This window comes from Methylomonas stagni, assembly GCF_050154735.1.
Classification (GTDB): domain Bacteria; phylum Pseudomonadota; class Gammaproteobacteria; order Methylococcales; family Methylomonadaceae; genus Methylomonas; species Methylomonas koyamae_A.
Genome location: NZ_CP189557.1, coordinates 3839755 through 3864437, shown reverse-complemented (window position 1 = coordinate 3864437; position 24683 = coordinate 3839755). Strand labels below are relative to the sequence as shown.

At 57.5% G+C, this 24683-nt stretch carries 27 protein-coding genes; 6 read left to right on the top strand and 21 right to left on the bottom strand.

Translation table 11 applies throughout. The features are described from left to right. Position 1: 1 nt before the first annotated feature. Genes ACP4CD_RS17790 through ACP4CD_RS17770 form a run of 5 tightly spaced genes read right to left on the bottom strand, consistent with a single transcriptional unit; the run spans position 2 to position 3943 of the window. The gene (locus ACP4CD_RS17790; RefSeq protein WP_426991886.1) at positions 2-193 is read right to left on the bottom strand and encodes a hypothetical protein; all 192 of its coding nucleotides are present in this window, start codon (positions 191-193) and stop codon (positions 2-4) included. Positions 194-207: 14 nt separating this feature from the next. Next, positions 208-2379 (bottom strand): chemotaxis protein CheA, encoded by a 2172-nt coding sequence (locus ACP4CD_RS17785; RefSeq protein ID WP_426991885.1) that lies wholly within the window; start codon positions 2377-2379, stop codon positions 208-210. 12 nt (positions 2380-2391) lie between these two features. Next, positions 2392-2679 carry an STAS domain-containing protein gene (locus ACP4CD_RS17780; protein WP_064023982.1) on the bottom strand — a complete coding sequence of 96 codons (288 nt, stop codon included), beginning with the start codon at positions 2677-2679 and terminating at the stop codon, positions 2392-2394. Positions 2680-2735: 56 nt separating this feature from the next. Beyond that, entirely contained in the window at positions 2736-3104 is a 369-nt protein-coding gene (locus ACP4CD_RS17775; RefSeq protein ID WP_064023983.1) for a response regulator, read from the bottom strand. 11 nt (positions 3105-3115) lie between these two features. Next, positions 3116-3943, bottom strand: coding sequence for a methyl-accepting chemotaxis protein (locus ACP4CD_RS17770; RefSeq protein WP_409521136.1), 828 nt, complete (start codon positions 3941-3943; stop codon positions 3116-3118). A gap of 661 nt (positions 3944-4604) precedes the next feature. On the opposite strand from ACP4CD_RS17770, the gene ACP4CD_RS17765 reads away from it, so the two are divergent. Further along, positions 4605-4799 carry a hypothetical protein gene (locus tag ACP4CD_RS17765; protein ID WP_426991884.1) on the top strand — a complete coding sequence of 65 codons (195 nt, stop codon included), beginning with the start codon at positions 4605-4607 and terminating at the stop codon, positions 4797-4799. Here ACP4CD_RS17765 and ACP4CD_RS17760 read toward each other — a convergent pair. The 5 genes from ACP4CD_RS17760 to nth all read right to left on the bottom strand — a co-directional run bounded on the left by ACP4CD_RS17760 (position 4780) and on the right by nth (position 8269). Further along, complete coding sequence (locus tag ACP4CD_RS17760; protein WP_426991883.1) at positions 4780-5535, bottom strand: DNA-binding domain-containing protein; 756 nt, start codon at positions 5533-5535, stop codon at positions 4780-4782. The two genes, ACP4CD_RS17765 and ACP4CD_RS17760, sit on opposite strands and share 20 nt — an antisense overlap. Next, on the bottom strand, positions 5535-6386 hold the full coding sequence (locus ACP4CD_RS17755; RefSeq protein WP_426991882.1) for a DUF692 domain-containing protein: 852 nt from the start codon (positions 6384-6386) through the stop codon (positions 5535-5537). The genes ACP4CD_RS17760 and ACP4CD_RS17755 overlap by 1 nt, the downstream gene beginning before the upstream one ends. 3 nt (positions 6387-6389) lie before the next feature. Then, on the bottom strand, positions 6390-6953 hold the full coding sequence (locus ACP4CD_RS17750; protein ID WP_064023988.1) for a DedA family protein: 564 nt from the start codon (positions 6951-6953) through the stop codon (positions 6390-6392). A gap of 29 nt (positions 6954-6982) precedes the next feature. Then, a complete protein-coding gene (locus tag ACP4CD_RS17745; RefSeq protein ID WP_168028499.1) occupies positions 6983-7528 on the bottom strand; it encodes a hypothetical protein in 546 nt (181 codons plus the stop codon). Positions 7529-7633: 105 nt separating this feature from the next. Then, positions 7634-8269 carry an endonuclease III gene (nth, locus tag ACP4CD_RS17740; RefSeq protein WP_426991881.1) on the bottom strand — a complete coding sequence of 212 codons (636 nt, stop codon included), beginning with the start codon at positions 8267-8269 and terminating at the stop codon, positions 7634-7636. A gap of 99 nt (positions 8270-8368) precedes the next feature. Between nth and smbP the strand changes: the two genes are divergently transcribed. Further along, positions 8369-8704, top strand: a complete 336-nt coding sequence (smbP, locus tag ACP4CD_RS17735) for a small metal-binding protein SmbP (RefSeq protein ID WP_426991880.1) — start codon at positions 8369-8371, stop codon at positions 8702-8704. An 88-nt stretch (positions 8705-8792) separates the two neighbouring features. Here smbP and ACP4CD_RS17730 read toward each other — a convergent pair whose 3' ends face one another. The 3 genes from ACP4CD_RS17730 to arsC all read right to left on the bottom strand — a co-directional run bounded on the left by ACP4CD_RS17730 (position 8793) and on the right by arsC (position 10645). After that, the gene (locus tag ACP4CD_RS17730; RefSeq protein ID WP_426991878.1) at positions 8793-9626 is read right to left on the bottom strand and encodes a thymidylate synthase; all 834 of its coding nucleotides are present in this window, start codon (positions 9624-9626) and stop codon (positions 8793-8795) included. A gap of 64 nt (positions 9627-9690) precedes the next feature. After that, entirely contained in the window at positions 9691-10287 is a 597-nt protein-coding gene (wrbA, locus tag ACP4CD_RS17725; protein ID WP_426991877.1) for an NAD(P)H:quinone oxidoreductase, read from the bottom strand. Between the two features lie 10 nt (positions 10288-10297). Next, positions 10298-10645 carry an arsenate reductase (glutaredoxin) gene (gene arsC / locus ACP4CD_RS17720; RefSeq protein WP_426991875.1) on the bottom strand — a complete coding sequence of 116 codons (348 nt, stop codon included), beginning with the start codon at positions 10643-10645 and terminating at the stop codon, positions 10298-10300. A 73-nt stretch (positions 10646-10718) separates the two neighbouring features. Between arsC and hldE the strand changes: the two genes are divergently transcribed. The 4 genes from hldE to ACP4CD_RS17700 all read left to right on the top strand — a co-directional run bounded on the left by hldE (position 10719) and on the right by ACP4CD_RS17700 (position 14476). Continuing rightward, the gene (gene hldE / locus ACP4CD_RS17715) at positions 10719-12149 is read left to right on the top strand and encodes a bifunctional D-glycero-beta-D-manno-heptose-7-phosphate kinase/D-glycero-beta-D-manno-heptose 1-phosphate adenylyltransferase HldE (RefSeq protein ID WP_426991873.1); all 1431 of its coding nucleotides are present in this window, start codon (positions 10719-10721) and stop codon (positions 12147-12149) included. A 94-nt stretch (positions 12150-12243) separates the two neighbouring features. Then, positions 12244-13107 carry a 4-hydroxybenzoate octaprenyltransferase gene (ubiA, locus tag ACP4CD_RS17710; RefSeq protein ID WP_426991872.1) on the top strand — a complete coding sequence of 288 codons (864 nt, stop codon included), beginning with the start codon at positions 12244-12246 and terminating at the stop codon, positions 13105-13107. A gap of 88 nt (positions 13108-13195) precedes the next feature. Continuing rightward, on the top strand, positions 13196-13942 hold the full coding sequence (locus ACP4CD_RS17705) for an MgtC/SapB family protein (RefSeq protein ID WP_064023997.1): 747 nt from the start codon (positions 13196-13198) through the stop codon (positions 13940-13942). 72 nt (positions 13943-14014) lie between these two features. Then, positions 14015-14476 carry a nucleoside deaminase gene (locus ACP4CD_RS17700; RefSeq protein WP_426991870.1) on the top strand — a complete coding sequence of 154 codons (462 nt, stop codon included), beginning with the start codon at positions 14015-14017 and terminating at the stop codon, positions 14474-14476. Here ACP4CD_RS17700 and ACP4CD_RS17695 read toward each other — a convergent pair. The 8 genes from ACP4CD_RS17695 to ACP4CD_RS17660 all read right to left on the bottom strand — a co-directional run bounded on the left by ACP4CD_RS17695 (position 14465) and on the right by ACP4CD_RS17660 (position 24659). Further along, positions 14465-16024 carry a SulP family inorganic anion transporter gene (locus ACP4CD_RS17695; RefSeq protein ID WP_426991869.1) on the bottom strand — a complete coding sequence of 520 codons (1560 nt, stop codon included), beginning with the start codon at positions 16022-16024 and terminating at the stop codon, positions 14465-14467. The two genes, ACP4CD_RS17700 and ACP4CD_RS17695, sit on opposite strands and share 12 nt — an antisense overlap. A gap of 31 nt (positions 16025-16055) precedes the next feature. Then, positions 16056-16688: a carbonate dehydratase gene (gene can / locus ACP4CD_RS17690; RefSeq protein WP_064024003.1), complete on the bottom strand. Its 633-nt coding sequence runs from the start codon at positions 16686-16688 to the stop codon at positions 16056-16058. Positions 16689-16863: 175 nt separating this feature from the next. Further along, positions 16864-17952 (bottom strand): complex I subunit 4 family protein, encoded by a 1089-nt coding sequence (locus tag ACP4CD_RS17685; RefSeq protein ID WP_426991868.1) that lies wholly within the window; start codon positions 17950-17952, stop codon positions 16864-16866. 19 nt (positions 17953-17971) lie between these two features. Beyond that, entirely contained in the window at positions 17972-18397 is a 426-nt protein-coding gene (locus ACP4CD_RS17680; RefSeq protein ID WP_426991866.1) for a hypothetical protein, read from the bottom strand. Continuing rightward, positions 18390-19931 (bottom strand): complex I subunit 4 family protein, encoded by a 1542-nt coding sequence (locus ACP4CD_RS17675; protein ID WP_426991865.1) that lies wholly within the window; start codon positions 19929-19931, stop codon positions 18390-18392. Before ACP4CD_RS17675 ends, ACP4CD_RS17680 begins: the two co-directional genes overlap by 8 nt. Continuing rightward, positions 19928-20362 carry a hypothetical protein gene (locus ACP4CD_RS17670; RefSeq protein WP_426991863.1) on the bottom strand — a complete coding sequence of 145 codons (435 nt, stop codon included), beginning with the start codon at positions 20360-20362 and terminating at the stop codon, positions 19928-19930. Before ACP4CD_RS17670 ends, ACP4CD_RS17675 begins: the two co-directional genes overlap by 4 nt. Next, positions 20281-21498: a proton-conducting transporter membrane subunit gene (locus tag ACP4CD_RS17665; RefSeq protein ID WP_426991861.1), complete on the bottom strand. Its 1218-nt coding sequence runs from the start codon at positions 21496-21498 to the stop codon at positions 20281-20283. Before ACP4CD_RS17665 ends, ACP4CD_RS17670 begins: the two co-directional genes overlap by 82 nt. Continuing rightward, complete coding sequence (locus ACP4CD_RS17660; protein WP_426991860.1) at positions 21495-24659, bottom strand: DUF2309 domain-containing protein; 3165 nt, start codon at positions 24657-24659, stop codon at positions 21495-21497. Before ACP4CD_RS17660 ends, ACP4CD_RS17665 begins: the two co-directional genes overlap by 4 nt. Between the last annotated feature and the right edge of the window lie 24 nt (positions 24660-24683).

Here is a 24683-nt window from a genome sequence, read left to right as displayed (position 1 = left end):
GCTAGCCCCCCAAACCCAAAACCGCCGCTAAAACCAGAAGCAGCATTCGTTGTTTAATCGTCATCTTTTCAACCCCATGCCCACGGAAACTTTCGTTTTTGCTGTCCGCAGGATAAATATTCGCAAACTTGGGTAATAGAACAAGCCATGCTTTGACGCAAGCATCCTTAAAACCGACCCAACCAACATTCATCCCTGCATTAACTGTTACGCCGCAAACCCGCGCACCATATACTGCTCGAAGGCACCCACCAATACCGGGATATCCAGTATCAATGCCACCTCGCCGCTACCTAGTATTGTGGAACCGCCCAAACCTTGAACGTGGCCGAACAATTTACCCAGTGGTTTAATAACTGTTTGAAATTCGCCCAATAATCGATCCACAACCAGCCCAGTCTTCGCACCGGCCACCTCGACCACCACCACGTTGGCACGCCGCGCCGATTCGCCAGGAACGCCGAATAATTTCTTCAAACGGATGAAAGGCAGGACTTCACCTCGCAAATCCATATAGTCGTGCTCGTCATCGTCATGGCTGAGTTCGACGCACTCTACGACCCGGTCAAGCGGAATCACAAAGGATGCCTTGCCGACGCCAACCAAGAACCCGTCGATAATCGCCAACGTCAGCGGCAAACGGATGCGCACGGTGGTGCCGACGTTCTGCGCGCTATCAACCTCTATCGATCCGCGTAAATCGGTAACATTCCGCTTGACCACATCCATTCCGACTCCACGTCCGGATAGATTGGAGATTTGCTGAGCCGTGGAAAATCCCGGTTCGAAAATCAATGCATAAACCTCCTGATCAGTCAGTTTGGCATCCGGCTGAATTAAACCTTTTTCGATGGCCTTGGCCAGAATCCGCTCCCGATTCAAACCACCACCGTCGTCCTGCACTTCTATGACAATCACGCCCGACTCGTGATAGGCATTGAGCCGCAGGGTGCCTTGGGCCGACTTGCCATTCTCCCGACGGACTTCGGCTGATTCGATACCGTGATCCATCGCATTGCGGACCAAATGCATTAACGGATCGCCGATTTTTTCGACCACCGATTTGTCCACTTCGGTCTCGCCACCGGAAATCGCCAGCGCAATGTCCTTTCCCAGCTCCTTGCTGACATCGCGAACCACGCGCTGAAAACGACTGAAAGTGGTGCCTATCGGCACCATTCTCAGTTGCAAGGCACTGTCCCTGACTTCTTCGACCAAACGCATCATTTCCCCGGTCGCTTCCAGCAATGCGGTCTGTGCGGTCTGCGACGCGCGCAGGTTCACACCCGCGCTGGATATCACCAACTCACCGATTAAATCGATCAGCTTGTCCAAGCGCTCCGCATCGACACGAATACTCTGGTTTTCTCTGGCCTTGTTGTCTTTAATCTGCTTTTGTTTTTCCAGCGCGGCATTCACCAAGGGCTGCTGGACGGATTGTTGCTCGACTAAAATTTCACCGATAGGCTGAGCGGATTTGGTCGGTTCCGTAGTAGCCTGCTGTTGACTTAAACCTTCCTCAAGCTCCCGGCGCGTTAATACGCCACTCTTGACCAGAAGTTCGCCCAAATAGGTATCGTCTTCCGGCAATGCGCGGATCAACTCGACGTATTCACCTATCGCGCTTTCCAGTGGCAAAATGTGAATCAAGCTATCCTCGCGCACGAACTCGAATACATTCTCCAACGCCTCCTTGCCGGCTTCGCTCTTAATGTCGATTTCGAACCCCAAATAATTGGTCTCGGGGTCCATCTGCTCCGCCGGAGGAATCGCTTCGCTGATCGTGGTTAGATTAACCAGGGTTCCCAAGGTGGACAAATAGCGAATGAAAGACAACGGATCCATTCCGTTCCGCAGGCTATCCGAACCGAAGCGCAAGGAAATATGCCAGTTGCCGCTTTCCATAACGCCTCCGCCTCCGATGGTCTCCACACGATCAGGGCCGGCGGCGACCACCTCTTTGGCGAAATCCGGCTGCTCCAGAAACGGGCGCAGTTTGGCCAGTAATTCGTCGCCAGCTACCGTCAAATCGGGGTCTTCGTCGGTATTGCCATCGGCAACTGCTCGAATCAACAGCGCAATCTGATCGCAACACGGCAACAAGATGGCGACCAACTCCGGTGTAACCTCCAAAACGCCGTCCCGCAAGGCATCCAACACACTCTCGACCACGTGAGTGAAACGTACAATGTGGTCCAAACCAAACAAGCCGGACGAGCCTTTTATCGTGTGCGCGGCCCGAAATATCGCGTTGATGCGTTCGGACTGATCTTCACCGTTCTCGATCGTCAGCAGGCAATCCTCCATGTCCTGCAACAATTCCAAACTTTCGATGGTGAACGTCACCAAGGCTTGCTTCATTTCGTCGTCGATACTCATCTGTCCCACCTCTTAGTTTTGTGCCAGGACGACCTGGTCGCCGAATGCGGTCGTCAGATTCGCCAATTCCAAAATATCCAGCACCGCTTTGCTGTGCATGACGAACCTTAACTGTTTGCCGGCCAGACCAGCCTCGCGCTTCGACAAGATCAATAATTGCAGGCCCGCCGTATCCATTTCCGCGACTTGCGAAAGGTTAATTTCCAAGTCATCGCCGGTACTTAGAAAATTGAGCAAATTCCGCTTTTGCTCGGCGGCCGTAAAGATGGTCAATTCATCGTCTATAGTGAGCGTTTGCATTGCGAGTTACCTCCGTTCTAACCGATCGGTCGCCGAGCTCAAAGCCGGCATTCGGATCAGGGCAATATCAATTTGGAAACGGCCGCCAACATTTGCGCCGGTTGAAACGGTTTGACAACCCAAGCTTTCGCACCGGCGGCCTGGCCTTCCTGCTTCTTGGATTCTTGCGACTCGGTGGTCAGCATGATCACCGGTGTAAACTTGTAAGCCGCTAATTGCTTGAGTTCCTTTACGAACGTAATGCCGTCCATATTCGGCATGTTGACGTCGGAAATGATCAAGTGAATCTTTTGGCCGTTCAACTTGCTCAAGCCATCCTTGCCGTCCACGGCCTCAATGACGTCATATCCAGCGCCTTTCAAAGCGATTGCGACTACTTGTCGAACGGAAGCCGAGTCATCAACGATTAAAATAGTTTTTGCCATATGTCGTTACCTTAGAAGAAAGTGATTTCGGAAGCGTGGTGTTCGTTAACCGGGGAGCCGGCGCCGTGATGCACGTGCTCCGACTCCATAGTGTAGCTGCTCGTCAGCGCATGCAAGATTTCGTCGGCCACCAGCGGCTTCAACGACAAGGTGCCGCCGGCATGACTCAATTGAACCTGACGCGGAAAATCGTTGATGCTATCGCGCACATGGACTAACACCTGGCCAATTCTGTCTTGAAACTGAAACTGCACAATCGAGCCATTGATTTCCTGCTTGATCATCTGCGCGGACTGATTCAGATTGACCGCGTTATTCTGCAAATTTTCAAACGCTTGCTGCAAACCAGCTAATACGGTCCTGATGTTTTCGCTGGAGGCCGCGACAACAGCCGCTTCTTTTTCGGTACTTTTTTCGACCGCGCTCAAGGTCCCGTGAATCGCGGTACTGACCTGATCGACCTTGGCGCCGATTAATTTACCGGTCTCGCCGGACTGATTGGACAATTTGCGGACTTCGTCAGCCACCACCGCAAACCCGCGCCCCGCTTCTCCGGCTCGCGCGGCTTCTATTGCCGCGTTCAATGCAATTAAGTTGGTCTGTTCCGCAATTCTGGCCACTTCCTTGGCCATATTCTTCAATTCACCGACGAAACCGCTGAGGGAGCGAATTCTTTCCAATACCACGACATTTTCTTGTAGCGCGGCATCAAGCGCTTGAACGACTTGCTGCAAACGCGCGTTACTGGAACCGAATATATCTTGGTCGCCACTCTGCAAGGTCGCCGATGACGCGCTGAGTGCGACATCCAGGTTTCGAATGATGCCGCCGAAGCGCATCGTCAACTCTGAAACGGCCTGCTCCATTTGTTGGCGCGAAGATTCGATATGCGCCGACCAAATTGGCGTAACTTCGGTAGCAAAACGTTCGATCCCGTTGGCGTACTTCTCAACCTCGGTCAATGGCAATACCGGAGCGGGGGGCAGGTTGCGCTGTTCCCGCAATAAACGCCGATAGCCAATCCTAACGCCAATCATTACACCACCAATAAGTACCACCGCCACTAAGACTGCAATCAGATAGATAGGCACTTGCCGGACCTCCACTATTTCGACGGACCCGTTGATACCGCATCTCACCTACGGTTGCGGCGACAACCCTGAAAAAAGTATAGACAGCAATTACCTTGACAACCATGACGGAAAGAATAATTTGTCATGGCTATCGCATTGCCAACAGTAATTTTGTGGCGAAATGGGGATATTTGAAATATTGCGCGACAAGACCCCGCTATTTTTTATAGCTGTGAAACAATAACCAGATTAACTAGAATCCTTACACCTTAACCCAACAAACCTTACGTTATGAATGCTTTGCCAGAAAAAACCTGTTCGATCGATAAACTGATCCGTCACCCAAAATTGATTGCCTCCGCACTGGCCGGACATAAAACCCAGCAACGCCGAGACGGCCTATATGCCTATCCCGGAGAGAGATTTTTTGGAAGGGATCGAGTTCGAGATTATCGGCGTGGATCGCCAACGCCTCGGAGATATGACCGATGCCGACGCTGACGCCGAAGGCTATCCGGATTTAGCAAGCTACAAGACAGTGATTTTAAGCATGCATGCCGGCATGCAATGGAACGAGGACGGCTTGGTTTGGGTTCACCGCTTCAGCCGTCGCCTGGAATAACGATGCCTTTCTCGGCGAGTTCGGTCAACATCCTCGCGCCAAACTCCAAAACCGAGGTGCGATCGAGCTGCGGGAACTCTTCACCGAGTTTATCCAGGCAGGCTCGCCCCGGCATTGCGCCGCATTCGTCCAAGATTTGCAAGGCTCGAATTGTTAACGGCGTGGTTTTCAGAAAATGCACGTCGTCATCGAGATCGCGGTAAACAATCAAACATGTCGGCTGATCGCCCGGCATTTCCGGTAGAAACGCCGGAGAAATAGCTTGTACTGGAAATTGGTAAAGCAAGGGCCAAGCCAGCGGCGACAGCCGGACGACGCGATTCAGCGAATCGGTTATAAAGTCGGCGTCCCCAATCGTGGCTTGCTCTTGGGCGATCGACAACGCCATTTCCACCCATTCGTAATGAGCTAACTCCAGTAGGAAAGGGTAATCCGCTGGGTTATCCCGTTGGTTTTGCAGATAATCGAGAAACTCTTCGGCGATTTGCGAAAAGTATGGCGTTCGGCACGGGTGACGGGCATAAAAATCCTCGGCCATCTCCCGCCATTGCTGGTCGGCCAGCACGGTTTTCAAAACCGGGAAGTTGCTTGCTAAGAAGCTGTCAATATTGTTGAAGAACAATTCGCGGTACATCGCCATCCTGCCCGAATCGACGTCAGCCGGCGGCCGGTTGGCTAGTGGCGCGCGAATATAGCCGGCAAACTCGCGTTGTGTGGTCGAAAAGTCGACCACCATCAGGCAACCTGCTTACGGCTATCCATCAACCAATGCTGTTGGATTTGGCTGATCGTATCCACTTCCCGCAACAATTCGGTCAACGGCGGCAGATTGAAATCGCGTTCTAGCAGGGTCGGAAATACGCCGAACCAGTCATAGGCCTTATTCAGCAATCCCCAAACCGGGTCTACCACTGGGGCGCCGTGCGTATCGACTAGAAAATCCTCGGCTTCGACGTAGTGCCCGGCGATGTGAGCATACGCAATCCGTTCCGCCGGCATCGCCCGCAAGAATGCCTCGGGATCGTAGCCGTGGTTAACGCTGTTGACGTAGATATTGTTGATGTCGATCAACACGTCGCAATCGGCCTCGGCGACCACGGCGTTAAAGAAGTCGATCTCGGCCATTTCCTGGCCCGGCGCGGCGTAGTAGGAAATATTTTCGATGGCGATGCGCTGCTCCAGAATATCCTGAACCCGGCGAATCCGCCCCGCGACATGCCTGACCGCAGCTTCGGTGAACGGTATCGGCATCAAATCGTATAAGTGCCCGCCATCGCTACAATAACTCAGATGCTCGCTGTAAAATTTGATGCCGTGCAGACGCAAAAACCCTTTCAAATCGCGAACAAATTGCTCGTCCAAGGGATCGCTACTACCGATCGACAGCGATAAACCGTGACAAACAAAAGGGTAGCGCTCGGTCAGCGCTCGAAATTGCTTGCCATATTTGCCGCCGATCGGCATCCAGTTTTCCGGCGCGACCTCATAAAAACCGACATTGGTCGGCTGTGCATTCAGGATTTCACCAATAAAGCCGCGCCGCAATCCCAGGCCGGCGCCATGCACGAGATTGCGAACGCTGTCCATACCTTATTCCTCCGGCTTGTGCGTGGATCGCCAAAACAACACCAATCCAATCGCCACGAGCACGCCCAGAATATACATTTCGTATTTTTTGACTTGGCCCATGATGGATTCGGCAAACTGACCAAAGGTGTAACCTAAATATCCAACCGCTATCGCCCAAATCGCCGCGCCAAGAAAATTCAGCGCGAAGAACTTCAACGGATGGATCTTGCTGGCCCCGATCACAAACGGCGTGACGTTACGCACGCCGTATAAAAACCGGAAACCCAATATGACCGGTATCTGATGCTTGTGCAGCAACTCAAACACTTTGTCGGTCTTGCTGTGCCAGAGCGGCCGCTTCTCCAGAAAGGCGATACCTTTCCAGCGCCCCAGATAGAAAAAAGTCTGGTCCCCGGCAAACGTGCCGAGAAAAGCCGTCAGCATCACCCATTGCAACTCCAAATAACCACCGTGGGCCAGAAAGCCGGCTATCACGAGAATGGTTTCCCCTTCCAAATAGGTACCGATGAATAGCGCGAGATAACCGTAGTCGATAACGAGCTGCTGTAAATCCTGAAAATCCATAATGAGGGTCTATACGGTCATACCAAGAATTAATGGCCGGCCGCTTTATCGGCGTCCACTTTGCCGCCGCAACTACCTTCGCCACCCTTCATCATCGCTCCACAGGAACCGTCTCCACCTTTACCACCTTGCATCATCGCTCCGCAACTGCCTTCGGACGACTTTTTATCCTTATCATTGTCATGATTCATGCCGCCCATCATCATGCCGCACGCCCCATCCTTGCCTTTCATCATGGCGCCGCAGGAATGTTCCATGCCGGGTTTCATTTTGCCGCCCTGCATCATCCCGCCGCACATGCCTTCGCCGCAGGAACCCTCGGTTTTTTTAGGTTCGGCTTTTTTGGCGCCTTTTACGACTTTTTGGCCGTTGCTATCCATCGCATTCGAACCGCAGGCACCTTCGCTGATTCTGCCGTTGGAATGGCTAGGATGAGTTTCGGCCAACTGCATGTAACCGCCGTCCATTTCCGTCAGCGAAAAGGGATTGGCATCGGCTTGGACATTGACGGCCAAACTGGACAAAACGGCGGTACCCATCGCGGCGACCAGCGGAGATTTGTTGAATTTTTTCATGCTGTTATCCTCTCGTTGAATTTTTATAATAATTTTGGTCGGCAACCCGAAACCGTTGCTACGACCGATGTACAACCGTATTCGTTCATTCTGATTATTGCATACTCAGGTTAAATTCTTGTCTTTAAATTCGCACAGGTCGGCGATGCAACAAGCCTCGCAACGCGGTTTTCTGGCCACGCAAATATAACGGCCATGCAAGATCAGTAAATGGTGGGCATCTTTCTTGAAAAGCTTGGGTACGGTCTTGTCCAATTGCTTCTCCACCGTCAATACATTTCTGCCCGCCGCCAAGCCGGTCCGATTAGCAACCCGGAAGATATGGGTATCCACCGCGATCGTCGGTTCACCGAAGGCCGTGTTCAAAATCACGTTCGCGGTTTTGCGGCCAACGCCGGCCAAGGCTTCCAGCGCCGCCCGGTCGCGAGGCACCTCGCCGCCGTGCTTTTCGATCAAAGTCTGACAAAGTTTTATGACATTTGCCGCCTTGCTGTTGAATAAGCCTATGGTCTTGATGTGTTCCTTCAGCCCCACTTCGCCTAACGCCAGAATCGCTTGCGGCGTATTCGCGACCGGAAATAATTTCGCGGTAGCCTTGTTGACGCCTTTGTCGGTCGCCTGAGCCGATAGCACCACCGCCACCAACAATTCGAACGGCGTCGTGTAGTTTAACTCGGTAGTGGGCTCGGGGATGGCTTCGGCCAATCGCTGAAAGATCGCCAGACACTTGGAAGTATTCATGACAGTTGAAGATCGGTTTAAATATGAACCATTCGGTAACCTAGAGAGTCACTGCTAGGCATCCAGTTCGGATGCATTGGAACTACTTTCGGGGGATTTATGAATAAAATAATCACGTTAGCCATCGGCACCCTATTGTTCGCCGCGACCGGCGCCTTCGCCGAAGAGCATGCCGCGACAGCTTTAGAACACGCCAACCAAGCAGTGGTCCACGGTAAGGCCGGCCACGCGTCCGTCTTGGTCGAACATGCCGAAGCCGCGCTACCTCACGCCAAAAAAGGCGAAGAAGTCGCCAAGGGTGAGGCCAAAACCCACTTAAGCGCCGGCGTCAAGTCGCTGGAAAGCGCCATCGAACACGGCAAACTAGGCCACACCGATATGGCAACCAAAGCCGCCGAGGAAGCGGTCGAACACATCAAGGCCGGCAACAAATAAGCGTCAACCCAGCAAAACCAGAGCGGAAATGTCCGCTGCTTAAAACCTCGCCAAACGGCCCCGGCCTAATGCGGCCGGGGCTACTCGACTAAACCGAAACGGTTCCCGCGATATGCGGGTGCGCCCGGTAATCGACCAGCTCGAAGTCCTCGAACGCGTAATCGAAAATTGACGCCGGCCGGCGTTTAAACTTGAGCAGGGGTGGCGGCAGCGGCTCGCGGCTAAGTTGCAACGCGACCTGTTCGAAATGATTGCGATAAATATGCACGTCGCCGAAGGACATAATCAATTCGCCAAGCTGCAAATCGCACTGCTGGGCCAGCATCCCGGTCAATAACGCCACGCTGGCTTGATTGTACGGCACTCCCAAAAAGCAATCGGCGCTACGTTGCGTCATCATGCACGACAATCGGCCGTTAGCGACATAAAACTGATACAGCACATGGCAGGGCGGTAAGGCCATCCGGCCGGCGGCGGCATTTTCACGCGGACCGACCGACTCGTCGGGCAAATAGGCCACGTTCCAACCGCTGATTATATGACGGCGCGAATCCGGCTTTTGCCGCAAACCGTCGACCAATACTTGAATTTGATCGAATTCGCGGCCGTCCGGCCCCGGCCAACGCCGCCATTGCGCGCCATAAACCGGCCCAAGCTCGCCCTCGGCGGTCGCCCATTCGTCCCAAATCGTTACGCCGTGCTCGCGCAAGTAGTGGATATTGGTATCCCCGCGCAAAAACCACAGCAATTCGTAAGCGATCGATTTGAAATGCAGTTTCTTGGTGGTCAGCAACGGAAATCCGTCGCTGAGATCGTAGCGGATCTGCCGACCGAATACCGAGCGGGTGCCGGTGCCGGTGCGGTCACTTTTGTCGAGGCCGTTATCCATGATATCGGCGAGCAGTTCCAGATAGGCTTTCATAGTCGGTTAACGCAAAATTGCCGGGCAGTATACCTGACGACCGGAAATCCGCGAGCGGCAACCTTTAACCGTTTAGGCTTTTAACCGCCACCGCCGTCTTTGCCAAGCGCTCGCCCAACACCCAGCACAAACGCTTTTCGTGCTCGGTCAAACCGTTGTCGCTCTCGGCGCAGCGGCTCGGCCCGTAAGGCGTGCCGCCGCTGACGGTTTCGCGCAGGGCGATTTCGTTGCAAGGCATGCTCATGACCAGCATGCCGTGGTGCATCAACGGCAACATCATCGACAGTAATGTACTTTCCTGACCGCCGTGCATGCTGCCTGCCGATGTAAACACCCCGGCCGGTTTCCCCGACAACGCACCGGTAAACCAAAGCGCCGTGGTACCGTCCCAAAAATACTTGAGCGCCGCCGCCATATTGCCGAAATGGGTCGGACTGCCCAGCGCCAAGCCATCGCAGCTCTCCAAGTCTTGCTGGGTCGCGTAGGGTGCGCCGCTATCGGGAATACTGTCGGCCACTTTCTCGCACACCGCCGAAACTTCCGGCACTGTCCGTAACACGGCTTCCGCGCCGGCCACCGACTCGATGCCGCGGGCAATCTGCCGGGCCATCGCCGCGGTACCGCCATCGCGGCTGTAATACAAAACCAGAATATTCGCCATCGCGCCGCCGTTACAATATCGCCAGTACGGCTTCCGGCGGCCGACCGATGGCCGCCTTGCCGTCTTTCAGAACGATAGGCCGTTCAATCAATTTCGGGATGCGAACCATGGCCTCGATCAAGGCTTCGTCGCTCAACGACGGGTCGCCCAAACCATTATCTTTATATTCCGGCTCCTTGGTCCGCATCAAATCGCGCGGCTTGATGCCCAGTTTGCCGAGAATATCGCGCAACTCGGCAACCGTCGGCGGGGTTTTCAAATATTCGACAATCTCCGGGTTGATACCCTTGGATTCCAACAATTTCAAGGTATCGCGGGACTTGCCGCAACGCGGGTTATGGTAAATCTTGACGCTCATGCTTGGCACCTTTCCGAGATCGGGTTGCGGCTATAATAGCACCCTTCGTTTTCCCGTTAAGCCCCGGATCACCATGCAATTACCCAATTATTCCGCCGCCCGCGTCCTGGTGGCGGGCGATCTGATGCTGGACCGTTACTGGCATGGCGCCACTTCGCGTATCTCTCCGGAAGCACCGGTGCCAGTGGTCCACGTCAATCTCGACGAACAGCGGGCCGGCGGCGCCGGCAACGTCGCGTTAAACGTCGCCGCGCTGGGTACCAAAGTCTCGTTGCTGGGGTTTACCGGCGAGGACGAAGCCGCCGGCGCGCTCAAGCATTTGCTGCAAGCCGCCCACGTGCTATGCCTGTTTCAAACCGTGCCCGGCTACCCGACTATTACCAAGCTGCGGGTGATGAGCCGTCATCAGCAATTGATCAGGCTGGACTTCGAAGACGGCTTTCATGCCGTCGACAGCGACCCATTACTCCATCTTTATCACGCCGAATTGATGCAATCGCAGGTCGCGGTGCTGTCCGATTACGGCAAGGGTACGCTAAACCAAGTTCAACAATTCATCGCACTGGCCAGACAACTGAAAAAGCCGGTCTTGGTCGATCCGAAGGGCAACGACTTCTCGATCTACCGGGATGCGACGTTGATTACCCCCAACCTCGGCGAATTTGAAGCCGTGGTCGGCCGCTGCGCCGACGAAGCCCAAATCGTCGAACGCGGCACTAATTTGATGACCGAACTCAATCTGGACGCGCTGCTGGTTACCCGCGGCGAGCACGGCATGAGTCTGTTAAGTAAAAGCGAAGCGCCGCTGCACCTGCCTACCCACGCCCGCGAGGTGTTCGACGTCACCGGCGCCGGCGATACCGTCATTTCGGTATTGGCCGCGAGCTTGGCCGCCAAAAAACCGTTGGCCGAGGCCACGCAACTGGCCAATATCGGCGCCGGCATCGTGGTCGGCAAACTGGGCACCGCCACCGTCAATACCTCGGAATTGGCCGACGCACTGCAAGGCCCGCGCGCCCATCGCAAAGGCGTATTGAGCTTACCGGAGCTGTTGGAGGAACGGTCGGCAGCGCAACAAAACGGTGAAAAAATCGTCGCCACCAACGGCTGCTTCGACATCCTGCATCCCGGCCACGTCCGCTACCTGCAACAAGCCAAAACCCTCGGCGACCGTTTGGTGGTATTGGTCAACAGCGACGCCTCGGTGCAACGCCTGAAAGGTCCCGAGCGTCCGGTCAACGGCCTGGAACACCGGATGGAAATGCTGGCCGCGCTGGACTGCGTCGATTGGGTCGTGCCGTTCGAGGACGACACCCCTAAACAAGTCATCGATCAATTACTGCCCGACATCCTGGTCAAAGGCGGCGACTACACCGACATCACCAGCATCGCCGGCCACGAAAGCGTACTAGCCCACGGCGGCGAAGTGAAGATTCTGTCGTTTATCGAAGGGCATTCGACGACGGCTATTATTCAAACGATTAAAGACAAAACGCAAGGCTAATGCGAAGAGCAAAAGACATATTCTCGTCAATATGGTGCGAGTTCGCATACGAGAAATAAAACAACCAACTCACCCAAACATCAGCTGTCCTCAGATGAGCAACTTAACCGACCGCTTCCACCAATACTGGCTCCTGGCCCGCTTCGACAAACCGATCGGTATTTTCATTCTGCTCTGGCCGACGCTGTGGGCCTTGTGGATTGCCGGGAACGGTAAGCCGGATTTGTTGGTGTTGATCGTGTTTACGCTGGGCGTGGTATTGATGCGCGCCGCTGGCTGCGTGATCAACGATTACGCCGACAAAGATTTCGATCCGCATGTCGACCGGACCAAGCTGCGGCCGATTGCCGCCGGCAAGGTTAGTCCTAAGGAAGCACTGATTGTGTTCGCGGTATTGTGCCTGACCGCTTTCGGCTTGGTGTTGCTGATGAACTGGTACACCATCGGCTTGTCGTTCATCGGCGCGTTTTTGGCGGCCAGCTATCCGTTCATGAAACGCTACACGCATTTGCCTCAGGCTTATCTGGGCGCGGCGTTCGGTTTCGCGGTGCCGATGGCGTTCGCGGCGCAGACCAACGACATTCCACTGCACGGCTGGGTACTGTATTTGGCGGTCCTACTGTGGGCGCTGGTCTACGACACCATGTACGCGATGGTCGATATCGACGACGATTTGAAAATCGGCGTTAAATCCACCGCGATTCTGTTCGGCAAGCGAGTCCGGGAAATCACCGCCGCGCTACAAATCGTCATCCTGAGCCTGTTAATCTGGATCGGCAGCGAGCAAAACCTGGCCTGGCCGTATTACGGTGGCCTGGCGGTGGCGACCGGCCTGGCGATCTATCAGCAAAAGTTGATTTTTTATTTTCACAAGCCGGACTGCTTCAAGGCGTTTTTGAACAATAATTGGTTTGGGCTGGCGGTATTTGCCGGCTTGGTTTTGGCCTATCTAGTGTAAGTGTGGCGAAACGACGACTATCTCGCTTCGGCTCCGCTCGGCCAACGGTTAGTTTTAAAACTCAGTCTTCCGCTACTCCTGACATCCAATGAACCCGATCTCGCCCGATATTCTGCTTTCGTATTGGTCCACGCCACAAATCGAAGTCAACGTCGTGATTTTGATGAACATCGTCGGCGCGCTATTGCTGGGCATGGTGGTCGGTTACGAGCGCTCGTTTCACGGCCGCGCCGCCGGCATGCGCACCTACGGCCTGGTGTGCATGGCGTCGGCGGCCCTGACCATCATCGTCGGCTACCCGCATTACTGGTTCGGCGGCTTGCAACCGTTGACGCCGGCCGCCGATCCGACTCGGGTGATACAAGGCATCGTCACCGGCATCGGCTTTCTGGGCGCCGGCGTGATTATGAAGGAAGGCTTGAACATCAGCGGCCTGACCACGGCGGCATCGATTTGGGCCTCGTCGGCCATCGGCATCCTGTGCGGGTCCGGCTTTTATTTTGCCGCCATCGTTCTGACGCTGATCGCCTCGGTGACGATGATCTGGGGCGGGCATATCGAAAATATCCTGCCCTCCCGGCATTCCGCGTCGGTGCAACTGACATTCCGTCCCGGCCAGATTCCCAGCGAGCAACAGGTTCGGGAGCTTGCCGCCGGTCTGGGTTACCGAATCGCCGACGGTGCCACTGCTATCGTCCACGACGGCGAGCACGCCGAATGGCATTTGGTGTTTATCGCAACCTCCGAGCGGCCGGTGTCGATTCCGGCGCTGTCGGCCGGCCTACAAGCCAGCTCGCTGGTCGCGGGGCACAAAGTGGCGTTTGCCCGCAACTGAGCCGCGAGCGCAACGGGTCTTATTCGACTAGACTTGCCGACTCCGTCACCCCAACTCGCCGTGGAGCCGCCGATGAATTACGCAAAGTTACTGGCCGTTGCTATGAATGAAGCCAGAATCGGATTCGAGGAAGGCGGCGTGCCGGTCGGCGCCGCGTTGTTTGCCGCCGACGGCCGCCTACTCGGCAGCGGCCGCAATCGGCGAGTGCAGGACGGCGATCCGTCGCTACACGGCGAAACCGACGCCTTTCGCAAGGCCGGCCGCCAGACCGATTACCGCGACAAAATCCTGGTTACGACCCTGGCGCCGTGTTGGTATTGTTCGGGCCTAATCCGCCAATTCAACATCGGCACCGTCGTGATCGGCGAATCGGCCAACTTCGCCGGTCACCCAGATTGGCTGCGCGAGGCCGGCGTCAAACTCGTCGAACTAAACGACCCTGAATGCATTGCACTGATGCGCCGCTTTATCGAGCAGTCGCCGACGATCTGGTACGAAGACATCGGCTTGCCGCCCGCCCCTTCAATGCCCTGAGCCGGGTGCGACGTTGTCCACGTTAAACCCCTGCAACTCTACCATGACGTTGCGATCCGGCGCGGCCTGTAGGAAATCGGCAATCGCCTCTTGAATATCTTGATCGATGAACAAGGCCTTGGTACCGTCGATCAGTAAATCGCTGTCGTCCGGTATGCTGCTTAAGTGCCGACGCAACAGCGCTTTATTCAAAAACGAGACGTCCTTGTGCATCCGCAACAAATAGTTCTGGCCGTGTTGTGTCAACGTAATCGCTTCGTGGAAATTGGCGCGCAACACGAAGAAGATACCGGCCGCCATGCCGATCGCGATGCCTTGCAGCAAATCGGTCAACAAGATCGCCGCGACAGTGATGACGAAGGGTAAAAACTGATTCCAGCCCTTCCGATAGAATTCGATGAACAAATGCGGCTTCGCCAACTTAAAGCCGGTTTGCAGTAAGATCGCCGCCAAGCAAGCCAGCGGAATTTTGTTCAAATACTCGGCGAAAAACAACACGCTGACCAACAACAACACGCCGTGCAAAAAGCAGGATATCCGGGTTTGGCCGCCGGCGTTGATGTTGGCGGAACTGCGCACGATGACCGCGGTAAGCGGCAAGCCGCCGACCAGCCCGCTCAGCAAGTTGCCTAAGCCTTGTGCCTTCAACTCCCGGTTGGTCGGCGCAACGCGTTTATGCGGGTCCAGCTTGTCGACCGCCTCGAGGCTCAGCAAGGTTTCCAGGCTGGCGATGATCGCCAATGTGACCGCCACGCTGTAAACCTTGGGGTTGCTGACGGAACTCCAATCCGGAAAACGTAATTGGCCGATGAAATTAGACAAACTACCGAGATCCGGCAACGCGACCAAGTGGCGCTCGCTGATCGCCCAAGCCGGCGCATTCTCGACCGCCCACAGATTGAACAACACGCCCCAGACCACGGCCAACAACGGCCCAGGCACCAAGCGCAGCCAGTTTATCCGCCTGATTGCCGGCGCATCCCAAATCACCAGGATGATCAAGGCCACCCCGCTGACCAGCGTGGCACCCAACGAAATGCCTTCCAAGGCTTCCAACAGTTCGACGAAACTGGATTCGGCGGTTTCCTGCATGTAACTCTCGTCGCCGTCGAAACTGGCGTCGTAGCCGGTGGCGTGCGGCGTTTGCTTGATAATCAGGATCAGGCCGATCGCCGCCAGCATGCCTTTAATCACGGCCGCCGGGAAAAACGCGCCGATCAAACCGGCTTGCAGAAAACCCAGCAGCATCTGCAAGCCTCCCGCCAGCACCAGGCTGAACAAGAAGCCGTTGAAGCTCCCCAGCGCTTCGATCGCGTTGAACACGATCACGGTCAGGCCGGCGGCCGGGCCGGAGACGCTGAGTTGCGACCCGCTGGCCCAGGCGACGACCAACCCGCCGATGACGCCGGCAATCACGCCGGAAAACAGCGGCGCGCCGGACGCCAGCGCGATCCCCAGACATAGCGGCAGGGCCACCAGAAACACCACGATACTGGCCGGTACGTCCTGGCCGAGATTTTTAAGATAGTAATCCATTTGCGATTTCATGCGCGTCTCTCTCGTTATGGGCGGTGGTGACTCAATCGGCGTAACGGTAAATCGGATTGATTTGGGTGTTGTGGTCGAGCTTGATCAATTCGCTGATCAAACCGTCGTGCAAACCGTAAACCCAGCCGTGCAGCGACGGCTTGTGGCCGTGTTTCCAGGCGGACTGAATGATCGAGGTATGGGCGAGCCGGTAAACCTGCTCGACGATGTTCAATTCGATCAAGCGATCCAGTTTTTTGTCCGGCGCGGTGAAATCCAGTTCCTCCTGGTGCAGCCGGTAGACGTCCTTGATGTGCATCAGCCATTTGTTGGCGATGACCAATCCGGCGCTTTGCGGTTGCAAGGCCGCCTTGACACCGCCGCAACCGTAATGGCCGCAGACGATGATGTGCTTGACCTTCAGCACGTCCACCGCGTATTGCAACACGCTCAGGCAATTGAAGTCGGTGGTGATGACCTGGTTGGCGATATTGCGATGGACGAAGATTTCGCCCGGCTGGGCGTTGACGATGGTATCGGCCGGTACCCGGCTGTCGGCGCAGCCTATCCACAAAAATTCGGGTTTTTGCTCCTTGGCCAGATTCTTGAAAAACTCCGGGTTCTTCGAAGAAACCTCCTGCGACCAGGCCTTGTTTTCCAACAGTAACTTCGCGGGTGTATGCATAAAACTCTTCCTTATCAGTGTAGGGTGGGAGATAGATGTTCGACCGCCGGTTTTGTTCAGTCGGTCACCCGACACGGCGGAAAACCCTCGGCATTTAATATCGAATCAAAACTATATTCCAAGCTCTTCGCTTAATCAACCCGTAACCCGTTTTTTGTTCAAACGCGAAATCGGCTTAAATCGACCGGTCCGCCGCCGGCGCCTGAAAACCTGTGACGGGCGCGAGCCTTAGTGCCGGCGGATTCACCCGCGACAGCCATGCCGTCAGCGTGGCCTCCTGGCGGGACAACAGCCATTGCGGCGACAAACCGAGCGCCAGCACCAACAAGGCCGGGACGATCAACGCCGCCAACTCCCTGCCACGTAAATCTCGCAATCCGGCCAATTCCGGCGCTTTTAGCGGCCCGAAAAAGCCCTTACGGATGAAGTCCAGGGTATAGGCCGCGCCGAGCACAGCCCCCAGTAAAGCCACCAAGGCCAACACCGGATAGGCTTGCAGAATCCCGAAAATCATCAACAATTCGGCCGGAAAGCCGTTGCCGCCCGGCACGCCGATAGACGACAGCGCGAACAGAAAGAACAGCGCGGTCAAACGCGGCAACGGCTTGGCGAGGCCGCCCAATTGCAACGCGTCGTTACTACCCAGGCGTTGTTGCAACATGCCGGCGATCAGCATCAAACTGGCGGCGACGCTGGCGAAATTCAACAACTGCATCAGCGCGCCTTGCAAACCCAGCAGGTTAAAACTGGCAATACCGAGGATCACCATGCCGACATGGCTGACCCCGGCATAGGCTAACAAGCGGCGCAGATTGGTCTGCCGTAGCGCGACCAGCGCACCGTAGATCAACGTCACCGCGCCGCCTATCGCCAACGGCCAGCGGTATTCGGACGCGGCGGCCGGCGCCAACGGAATCGCGAAACGCACGATGCCGTAAACTCCCAGCTTCAAACCCAGCAGCAAAGCGGCGATTTGCGGCAGCGCCTCCATCGCCACGGTCGGCAACCAGGTATGAAACGGCAGCAGCGGCGCCTTGACCGCGAAACCCAGCAACAGCAAGCCGAACACCGCTGTCTGCGCCGAAGCCGGTAGCGGCGAGCGGAGCAATTCCGGCAAGCCGAACACCGGCAACGCGCCTGGCTCGCCGGCGGTCGCCAGCAATATGAACCCAAACAGCAGCGGCACGCCGCCGAACAACATATACAAGGTGTATTTCATCGCCGCGTAGCGCCGATGCGGACCGACACCCCACAAACCGATCAAAAAAACAGCGGCGGCAGGGTCAGTTCCCAAAACAAAAAAACAACACGGTATCCAGCGCGGTAAACACGCCTATCGTCACGCTTTCCAAGGCCAGCAGCAGCCCCAGATAAAACCGGTTCAGGCGCTGTACCGCATTCCAGCCGGTCAGCAGGGCCGCCAAGGTCACCAGGGCGGTCATCGGCAGAAAACCGATCGAAATGCCGTCCACGCCCAGCAAAAATCGAGCGTTCAAGCCGGGTATCCAGGGATGGTCTTCGACCAGTTGGAAATCGCCGTCCTCGGGCCGAAATACCGCGAATGCCCACAAACAAAACAGCAGCTCCAACCCGGCCACCGCCAAGGCCCAACGCCGCGCCGACATCCGCCCGATCGGCACCGCCAACGGCAGCGCTCCCAACAGCGGCCAGAACAGACAAAGCGATAACAGCGGAAATCCGTTACTCATGATGCGGCGTATTGCGATGGTGGCTATGGTGCGCGGGGTAGTGTTCGCCGATTTCGCTGGCTTCCTGATCGATGAATTTCAACCACGGCGTCGTGTAAAAGCCGGTGCCGATCAACAAGCCGCAAATCACGACGGCAATGATGCGTTCCTTGATGACCGGATGATGTATGCTGCCGTAGGGCTGCACCCAACGCCGCGGGTGGGCGATGAACAGGCGTTGAAACGCCCACAGCAAAAATGCCGCGGCCAGCACGTTGCCGAGCAATATCGCGATCGCGATCAGCCAGCCGTGCTCTTCTATCGTGCCTTCGATCAACAAATGCGCGGCGTCGAAGCCGGGCGTGCCGGGCATCACCATCGTACTCAACGCCGAAATCATAAACAGCAACGCCAGCGTGGTGTTGGTCTCGAACAATCCGCCCAGGCGGGGTAGAAACGAAGTCCGGGTCCGTTCGTAAATCAGGCCGATACTGAACAGCATGCCGGCGGTCGCCAGACCGTAGGCAACCGACAACAGAATGCTGCCTTCCAACGCGAAATCGTTGAACGAAAACACCCCGATCGCCAGCATGCCGGTATGGCTGATCACCGCGAAGGCCACCAGCCGACGCATGTTGATCTGCATCAGCGCCAACAACGCGCCGTAAAATATTCCGATCAAGCCCAAGGTCAGCACGAAATGCGCCCATTGCTCGGCGGCGCCGGGTACCAGCGGCAGGATGAAGCGAATCAGCGCATAGATGCCCAGCTTGATGCCGTGCAGAAAGATCGCGGCGCTGGCGGCGGTGCCGTGCTCGGCCAACGGCGGCAGCCAGGCGTGAAACGGAAACAGCGGCATCCGCACCGCGAAACCGAACAGCAGCAGGATGAAGATCAAGGTCTCGTTGGGAATCGCCAAATCGTGGTGCTTAAGCGCCAACCAATCGAAACTGAGCGGCATGCCGTTCTGAGCCAGACCGCCGCTAAGCAGCACGAAACCGATCAGACTCATCGCCAGTCCGGACAGCCAGTATTGCAACACCGCTTTGACGACCCGGTTGCGTTGGCGGCCCGTGCCGGCAAACACGGTCAGCAGCACCACCGGCACCAGTTCCAACAGGCACCAAAACCAAAACTGCAAGGTGTTCAACGCGCTGAACGCGCCGATCAGAATGCCCTGATACGCGAGTAGGCAGGCGACGAACAAACGGTCGTCGCGGTGGCGGGTAATCAAGGTGTAGACCAAGGCCAATAAGCCCAGGATGGCCGCCAGCGGGATGAATAGCACGTTGGTACCGTCCACGCCGGTACGGTAATGCAAACCCAGCCATTCGACGCTCTCGGCCAAGTGGATGCCGGGGGCTTCGGCGTCGAACACCCACAACATGTAAACGCTCAAGGCCACGTTCAGCACGGCGCCGGCGAACGCTAGGCGCAACGCGTGCGGCGGCCGCGCCGCCATCACCGCCAACGCGGTCAGCAACGGCAACAAGGTCAGAACGCTTAAGACCGGCAACGCGGCGGCGGCTTGCCAATAAACGATATCGGTTGTCATCGGTATCCCAGCGCCACCATCAACGTAATCAGAACGAACAGCGCCAAATAGCGCGGACTCAGCAGCAATTTCTCGAAGCGATTGGCGGCACGCCCCAAACGCCGGCCGAACCGAATACTGTCCCCGCCGATGCCACGCAAAATGAAGCGATATTCGAACCAGCCCAACAGCGCCGCGCTCCATTGGGCCAGTTTGCCAGCCAGACCGCTGCCGTAAGCGAAACTGTCGCGGTCGCTGTCCAAATTCGCGCCGAGCTTGCGCTCCTCCCATTGCGCCAGCGACGAAATCGCCCGCATCGCCGGCGCCGGCGCGCCCAAGGCCGGATCGATCACGTGCTCGTCCAGATACCTTAAATCCTCGGACAAGCGCCGCACCGGCTTGACGAACAGCCGCTCCAGCGCCGGTTCCAACCAGCCGCGCTGCAGCGACACCAAAACGCCCAGCGCCGCCGCGCCAGCCAGGCCGGCACCGGCGCGGTCGGCCGGCAGGCGGTGGCTTGCAGAATCGACGGCGCCGACAACAGCAAATAGCAGCGCACCACCGCATGGGCCAGCAAATGCCAGGACGCCAGCGTCCACCAACCCAGCCCGCATTCGACGAACATCAAACCCAGCTGCACCGCCGCCGCGAAAATTTGCGAACTCTTGATGTCGGTCTGACTCAGCCCAACCCAATAGCCGTACAGCGCGGTCAACGCCCCAACCTCGATCAACAAGGCCATCGCTTGCGAGGCCTGCTCGAACAAGGGCTGCAATTGAATCAGCAAAAATACCCCGGCGTGGGTCATTACCCCGCCGTAAAAAATCGCGCTGGACGGCGTCGGCCCTTCCATCGCTCGCCCCAGCCAGAACGTAAACGGAAATTGCGCCGACTTGACGCTGGCCGCCAGCGCGAAACAAGTCGCCAACAGCAACGCGTCGCCCTTTTCCAAATCCGCCGCGCCGTCGTTGATCGTCCGCCAGTCGCAGCTTTCCAGCCAGGCCAGACTCAAACCGATGGCCAGCACAAAACCGGCGTCGCCGATCCGATTGGTAACGAATACCCGCAACGCATTAGCGGTCGCGATCGGCCTGTCGTAGGCATAGCCGATCAGCAAGTACGAACACAAGCCGGCCAGTTCCCAACCGACGAAAGTCAGCAAGGCATTGCCGGCCAACACCAGCAACAACATCGCCGCCGCGAACAAACTCAGCAGGAAAAAGAAGCGGTGAAAGCCGGCCTCGCGATGCATGTAATTGACCGAGAAACGCAGCGCCACCCACAGCAAAATACCGAACACCCCGGCCACGGCCAGACGGAACCGGTCGCCGGCCAGCTCCAGACCGATACTGATCTTGCCCAGCCGCAGCCAGTCGCCGTAGGCCTGTGCGTCCAGCCCGGCCGGCCAAGCATTCCAGGCCAGCGCCAACACCAGCAGCGTCGCCGCGCCTATCCCCAGCAAAGCCAATCGGGCCGTGACTTTTTCGCCGGCATCGCCGCTCAGCGCGCCGCCGAACTGTAAAGCGCCGATCGCCAGCGCCGACAACAGCGGCAACAACGGTACCAAGGCCAACCAATACGCGCTCATCGCTCGACTCCCGCTTGCCGGATCAGCATCGGCGCCACCGGCTCAACGGCATCGCGGTAGCAATCCGGCGAATTTTCCCGGATCGGCAATTCGTCCGGCAACGGCTGCCACGGCACGAAGCCGTCGCCGCGCTCGAACACGAAAATCTCCCCGCTATCGGGGTCCTGGGCGCTCAGATGCACCCAGCCGCCACCGATCAACTCCCGCAGACCGTCCTGCCGTTGGTAGATCTCGGTCAGCACGCCGATCTTGGCCTCGACCACGAGTTGCAGCCGCATCGCCTCGTGAATTTCGATCATCTGCTTGGGCAAACCGGTGCGCAAATCGCTGCCGGCGCCTTCCATGACCGCGAAGAAACCGGTCGGATTGTGCGGCACCTTGGAACCGCAACCCAGCCGCTCGTTGTTGACCGTGGAAAAGTAGTATTCCAAATTAATGCCGGCGCCGACCGGGCCGACCGCCAGCAAAATACCTTCCAGAATTTGGCCGCTCGGGTCCTGGGTCGGATCATAGGAAATCAAGAACAAGCGCCGATCGAAAAACGCGCCCTGACTAGCCGCGCGCCGACCGACGTAGGCGGCCGCGTTGGTGGCGTGGCCCAATTCCGGCCGGGCTTGCGAAAAATCGGCGGCGCGGTTCAAAAAATGCCGCAGCGCTTGGGCCGACCTGGGCCGGCGCGGCGCCGACGCCAGCCTTCGGCAGCGTTCGTGGGCCGACATGCGTTGGGCATGGCGCAATTGCTCGTTCAGATTTAGCCAATCCGATCGGCGCTCGGCCGGCAAACCGTCCAGATCGTACCAAGCGATGTCTTCGTCGCAGGTATTGTGCTCGGCGCCAATGAAATAGGTATCGGGCGGAATGACGATACCGCGTTCCGCCAACAGCAGCCGCACCTCGGCACGATTAGCCATCGCCGCGAACAAACGCGCGTTCGGCCCGCCGTGCCGGCCGCTGCACGCACCGCAGTCGTAAGCGGCCAGATGCGGATTGTTGCGGCTCATCGAGCCGTGGCCCATCAACACCACCCATTCGGCAAAGCCGTAGGTCAGGCCGGTATTGCGCAAAAAACCGGCGACGCGCTCGGCTTGCTCAAGGTCGGTAAACCCCAGTCTCGGCTGCTCCGGCGTGGCCGGGGTCGGCTCGGTCGCGGAAAAATTCAGTCGAGTCTTAAGATCCGGCGCGACGATTTTGGCTGCGACGCCCAGCAAATTTTGTTGAGTCCTGGGAAACAGGGTCTTGCCGACCAAGCCGGCCAGCGTCAACGGCGCCATCGCGTTGATTGCCGGATAAGCCAGCCAGGGATCGCGGCGCAAGCGGTGGTGTATAAAATCCGCAAGACCGCGCACGACTCCGCCGCCGGCCCTATGCCGGCTCGCCCTAAGCGGCGCGGTGCCCGGCGCGGCTTGTTCCTCGACATCGTGGGCTGGCACGACCACCACCGGACACAACGGCGTCTTGGCCGCATCGTCCAAGCCCCGGTAATTCATCGGCACCCCGAAAAATCCGGCCGCGCCCAAGGTCTCGACGTCCGGATTCAGTTCCTCCAGATGGCGGCGGAAGCCTTCCTCTCTATCATCCATGCAAAACACGATTTGCGCGGCGGGACGGTGCTCGCGGCGCGCCCAGCGCCCGCGTCGCCGATTGGCGTGCAGTGCTTGCAACACCTGATCGCGGTAATGGCGTTCGTAGGCCCCCAACCAGACCCGGCGCCGGGCGCTGTCGTCGAACCCGTCGCTGGCGCTGAGCCAATGCAGCAACTGGGCCTTGCTCAACTGCGCGATCTCGGCGGCGTTCAACCCCAAGGCCCGGCAAATCCGCCACAAGCGCCAGCCGTGATCGTAAACCGCCAAGCCGCCGCCTACCGCCGCCAGCGGGCTGCGTTGCCAAGTCCGGATCCGCTCCGCCAGCCCTTGCCAAGCCGACTTATCGCGCCCGCCGTCGGCGATCTGCACCTGACAGGCTTGCACCAGATATTCCGGCAAGCCGCCGCCGAATAAGGCATCGCGCACGAAAAATTCGTAAACGTGCTTACCGAAATAACCCGCCAATTTGTCGTAGCGGGCATCGCAGTGCCACAGGGTCCGACAATGGGTTTGCAGAAAGGCCCGATCCAAAATCAAGCGCAGGGCCAGGTAGTCGGCCAATTCCGGGCGAGCCGCGCCGTCCCGGTAGCCGGGATGGGTCTGCCGCCAGTTGATCAAGCCGGACCAACCCGGCAGTTCCAGCGCCAAGCGTTGCAGATAGCCCGACCAGCGCTGTTCCGGTATCGCCAGGGCCTGCAGTTGCTGAACGACCGCATCGGCGGCATCGTCCGGCAGGGCCGCGACTATATCGTCCCAATCGTCGAGATCGTGAAAAAAACCGCTAGGATCGAAAGCCAAATTGCGCCGCCAGGCCCGATATAAACCCAATCCCTCGCGGTCGGGCAACTGCCAGGCCGCCAAACCTTCGTCCAGCCAGGAGGCGCACAGTCCGATTAATATCGGGCGCACCTGATCCAGCACATCGACACCGGTCAGCGCCGCCAGCAAACCGCGTAAGCTCAAGCCGTGACCGATCCGGGCAAAGCACTCGTCAACGACGCCAGCCGCCCGTTGCCGCAAATCGCCTTCGCCGCTCAGCCAATCTTCGGCCTGCTCGGCGCTCAAATCCAGCAAATCCTCGGCATGCAGTTGCGGTTCGCGCAATTCCAGAATCGCCAGCAGCGCCCGCCAAGCGGCGGCGGCTTCCGGCTCGGCCAATACACCCAGTTCGCCGACCTGCCAGGACCATTGCGCCGGGGACACCGGGCTGATGTCTTCCAGTAGCGCCAAGCGGTACAACGCGCGGAGCGTGACCGGCCGGCCGCCGCTGCGAGCGATCACCGATTCGATGTCGTCGCCGAAATGGCGGGCGAGTTCGGCGTCCAATTCGGCGTCGGAAATCCGCCCTTGCCGGTAAAACTCGCGAAAGCGCTCGATCGGTAGATAACAATCGATACCGGTCAGTGCGGTGAATTCGGCCAAGGCCTGTTCGAACGGCAGATGTTGAAAACCGTGCAGGGTGTTGTGGTGGACGAAATCGTGGATCGGCGCCTGGCCGGGCAACACGTGATCGAGATGGGCAATGGCGTCCAGAACGATTTGGCGCGGCTCCCGGCCGACGGAGGTGGAGGCTGACATGGCTTAAATCCGGAAAACGGCAGG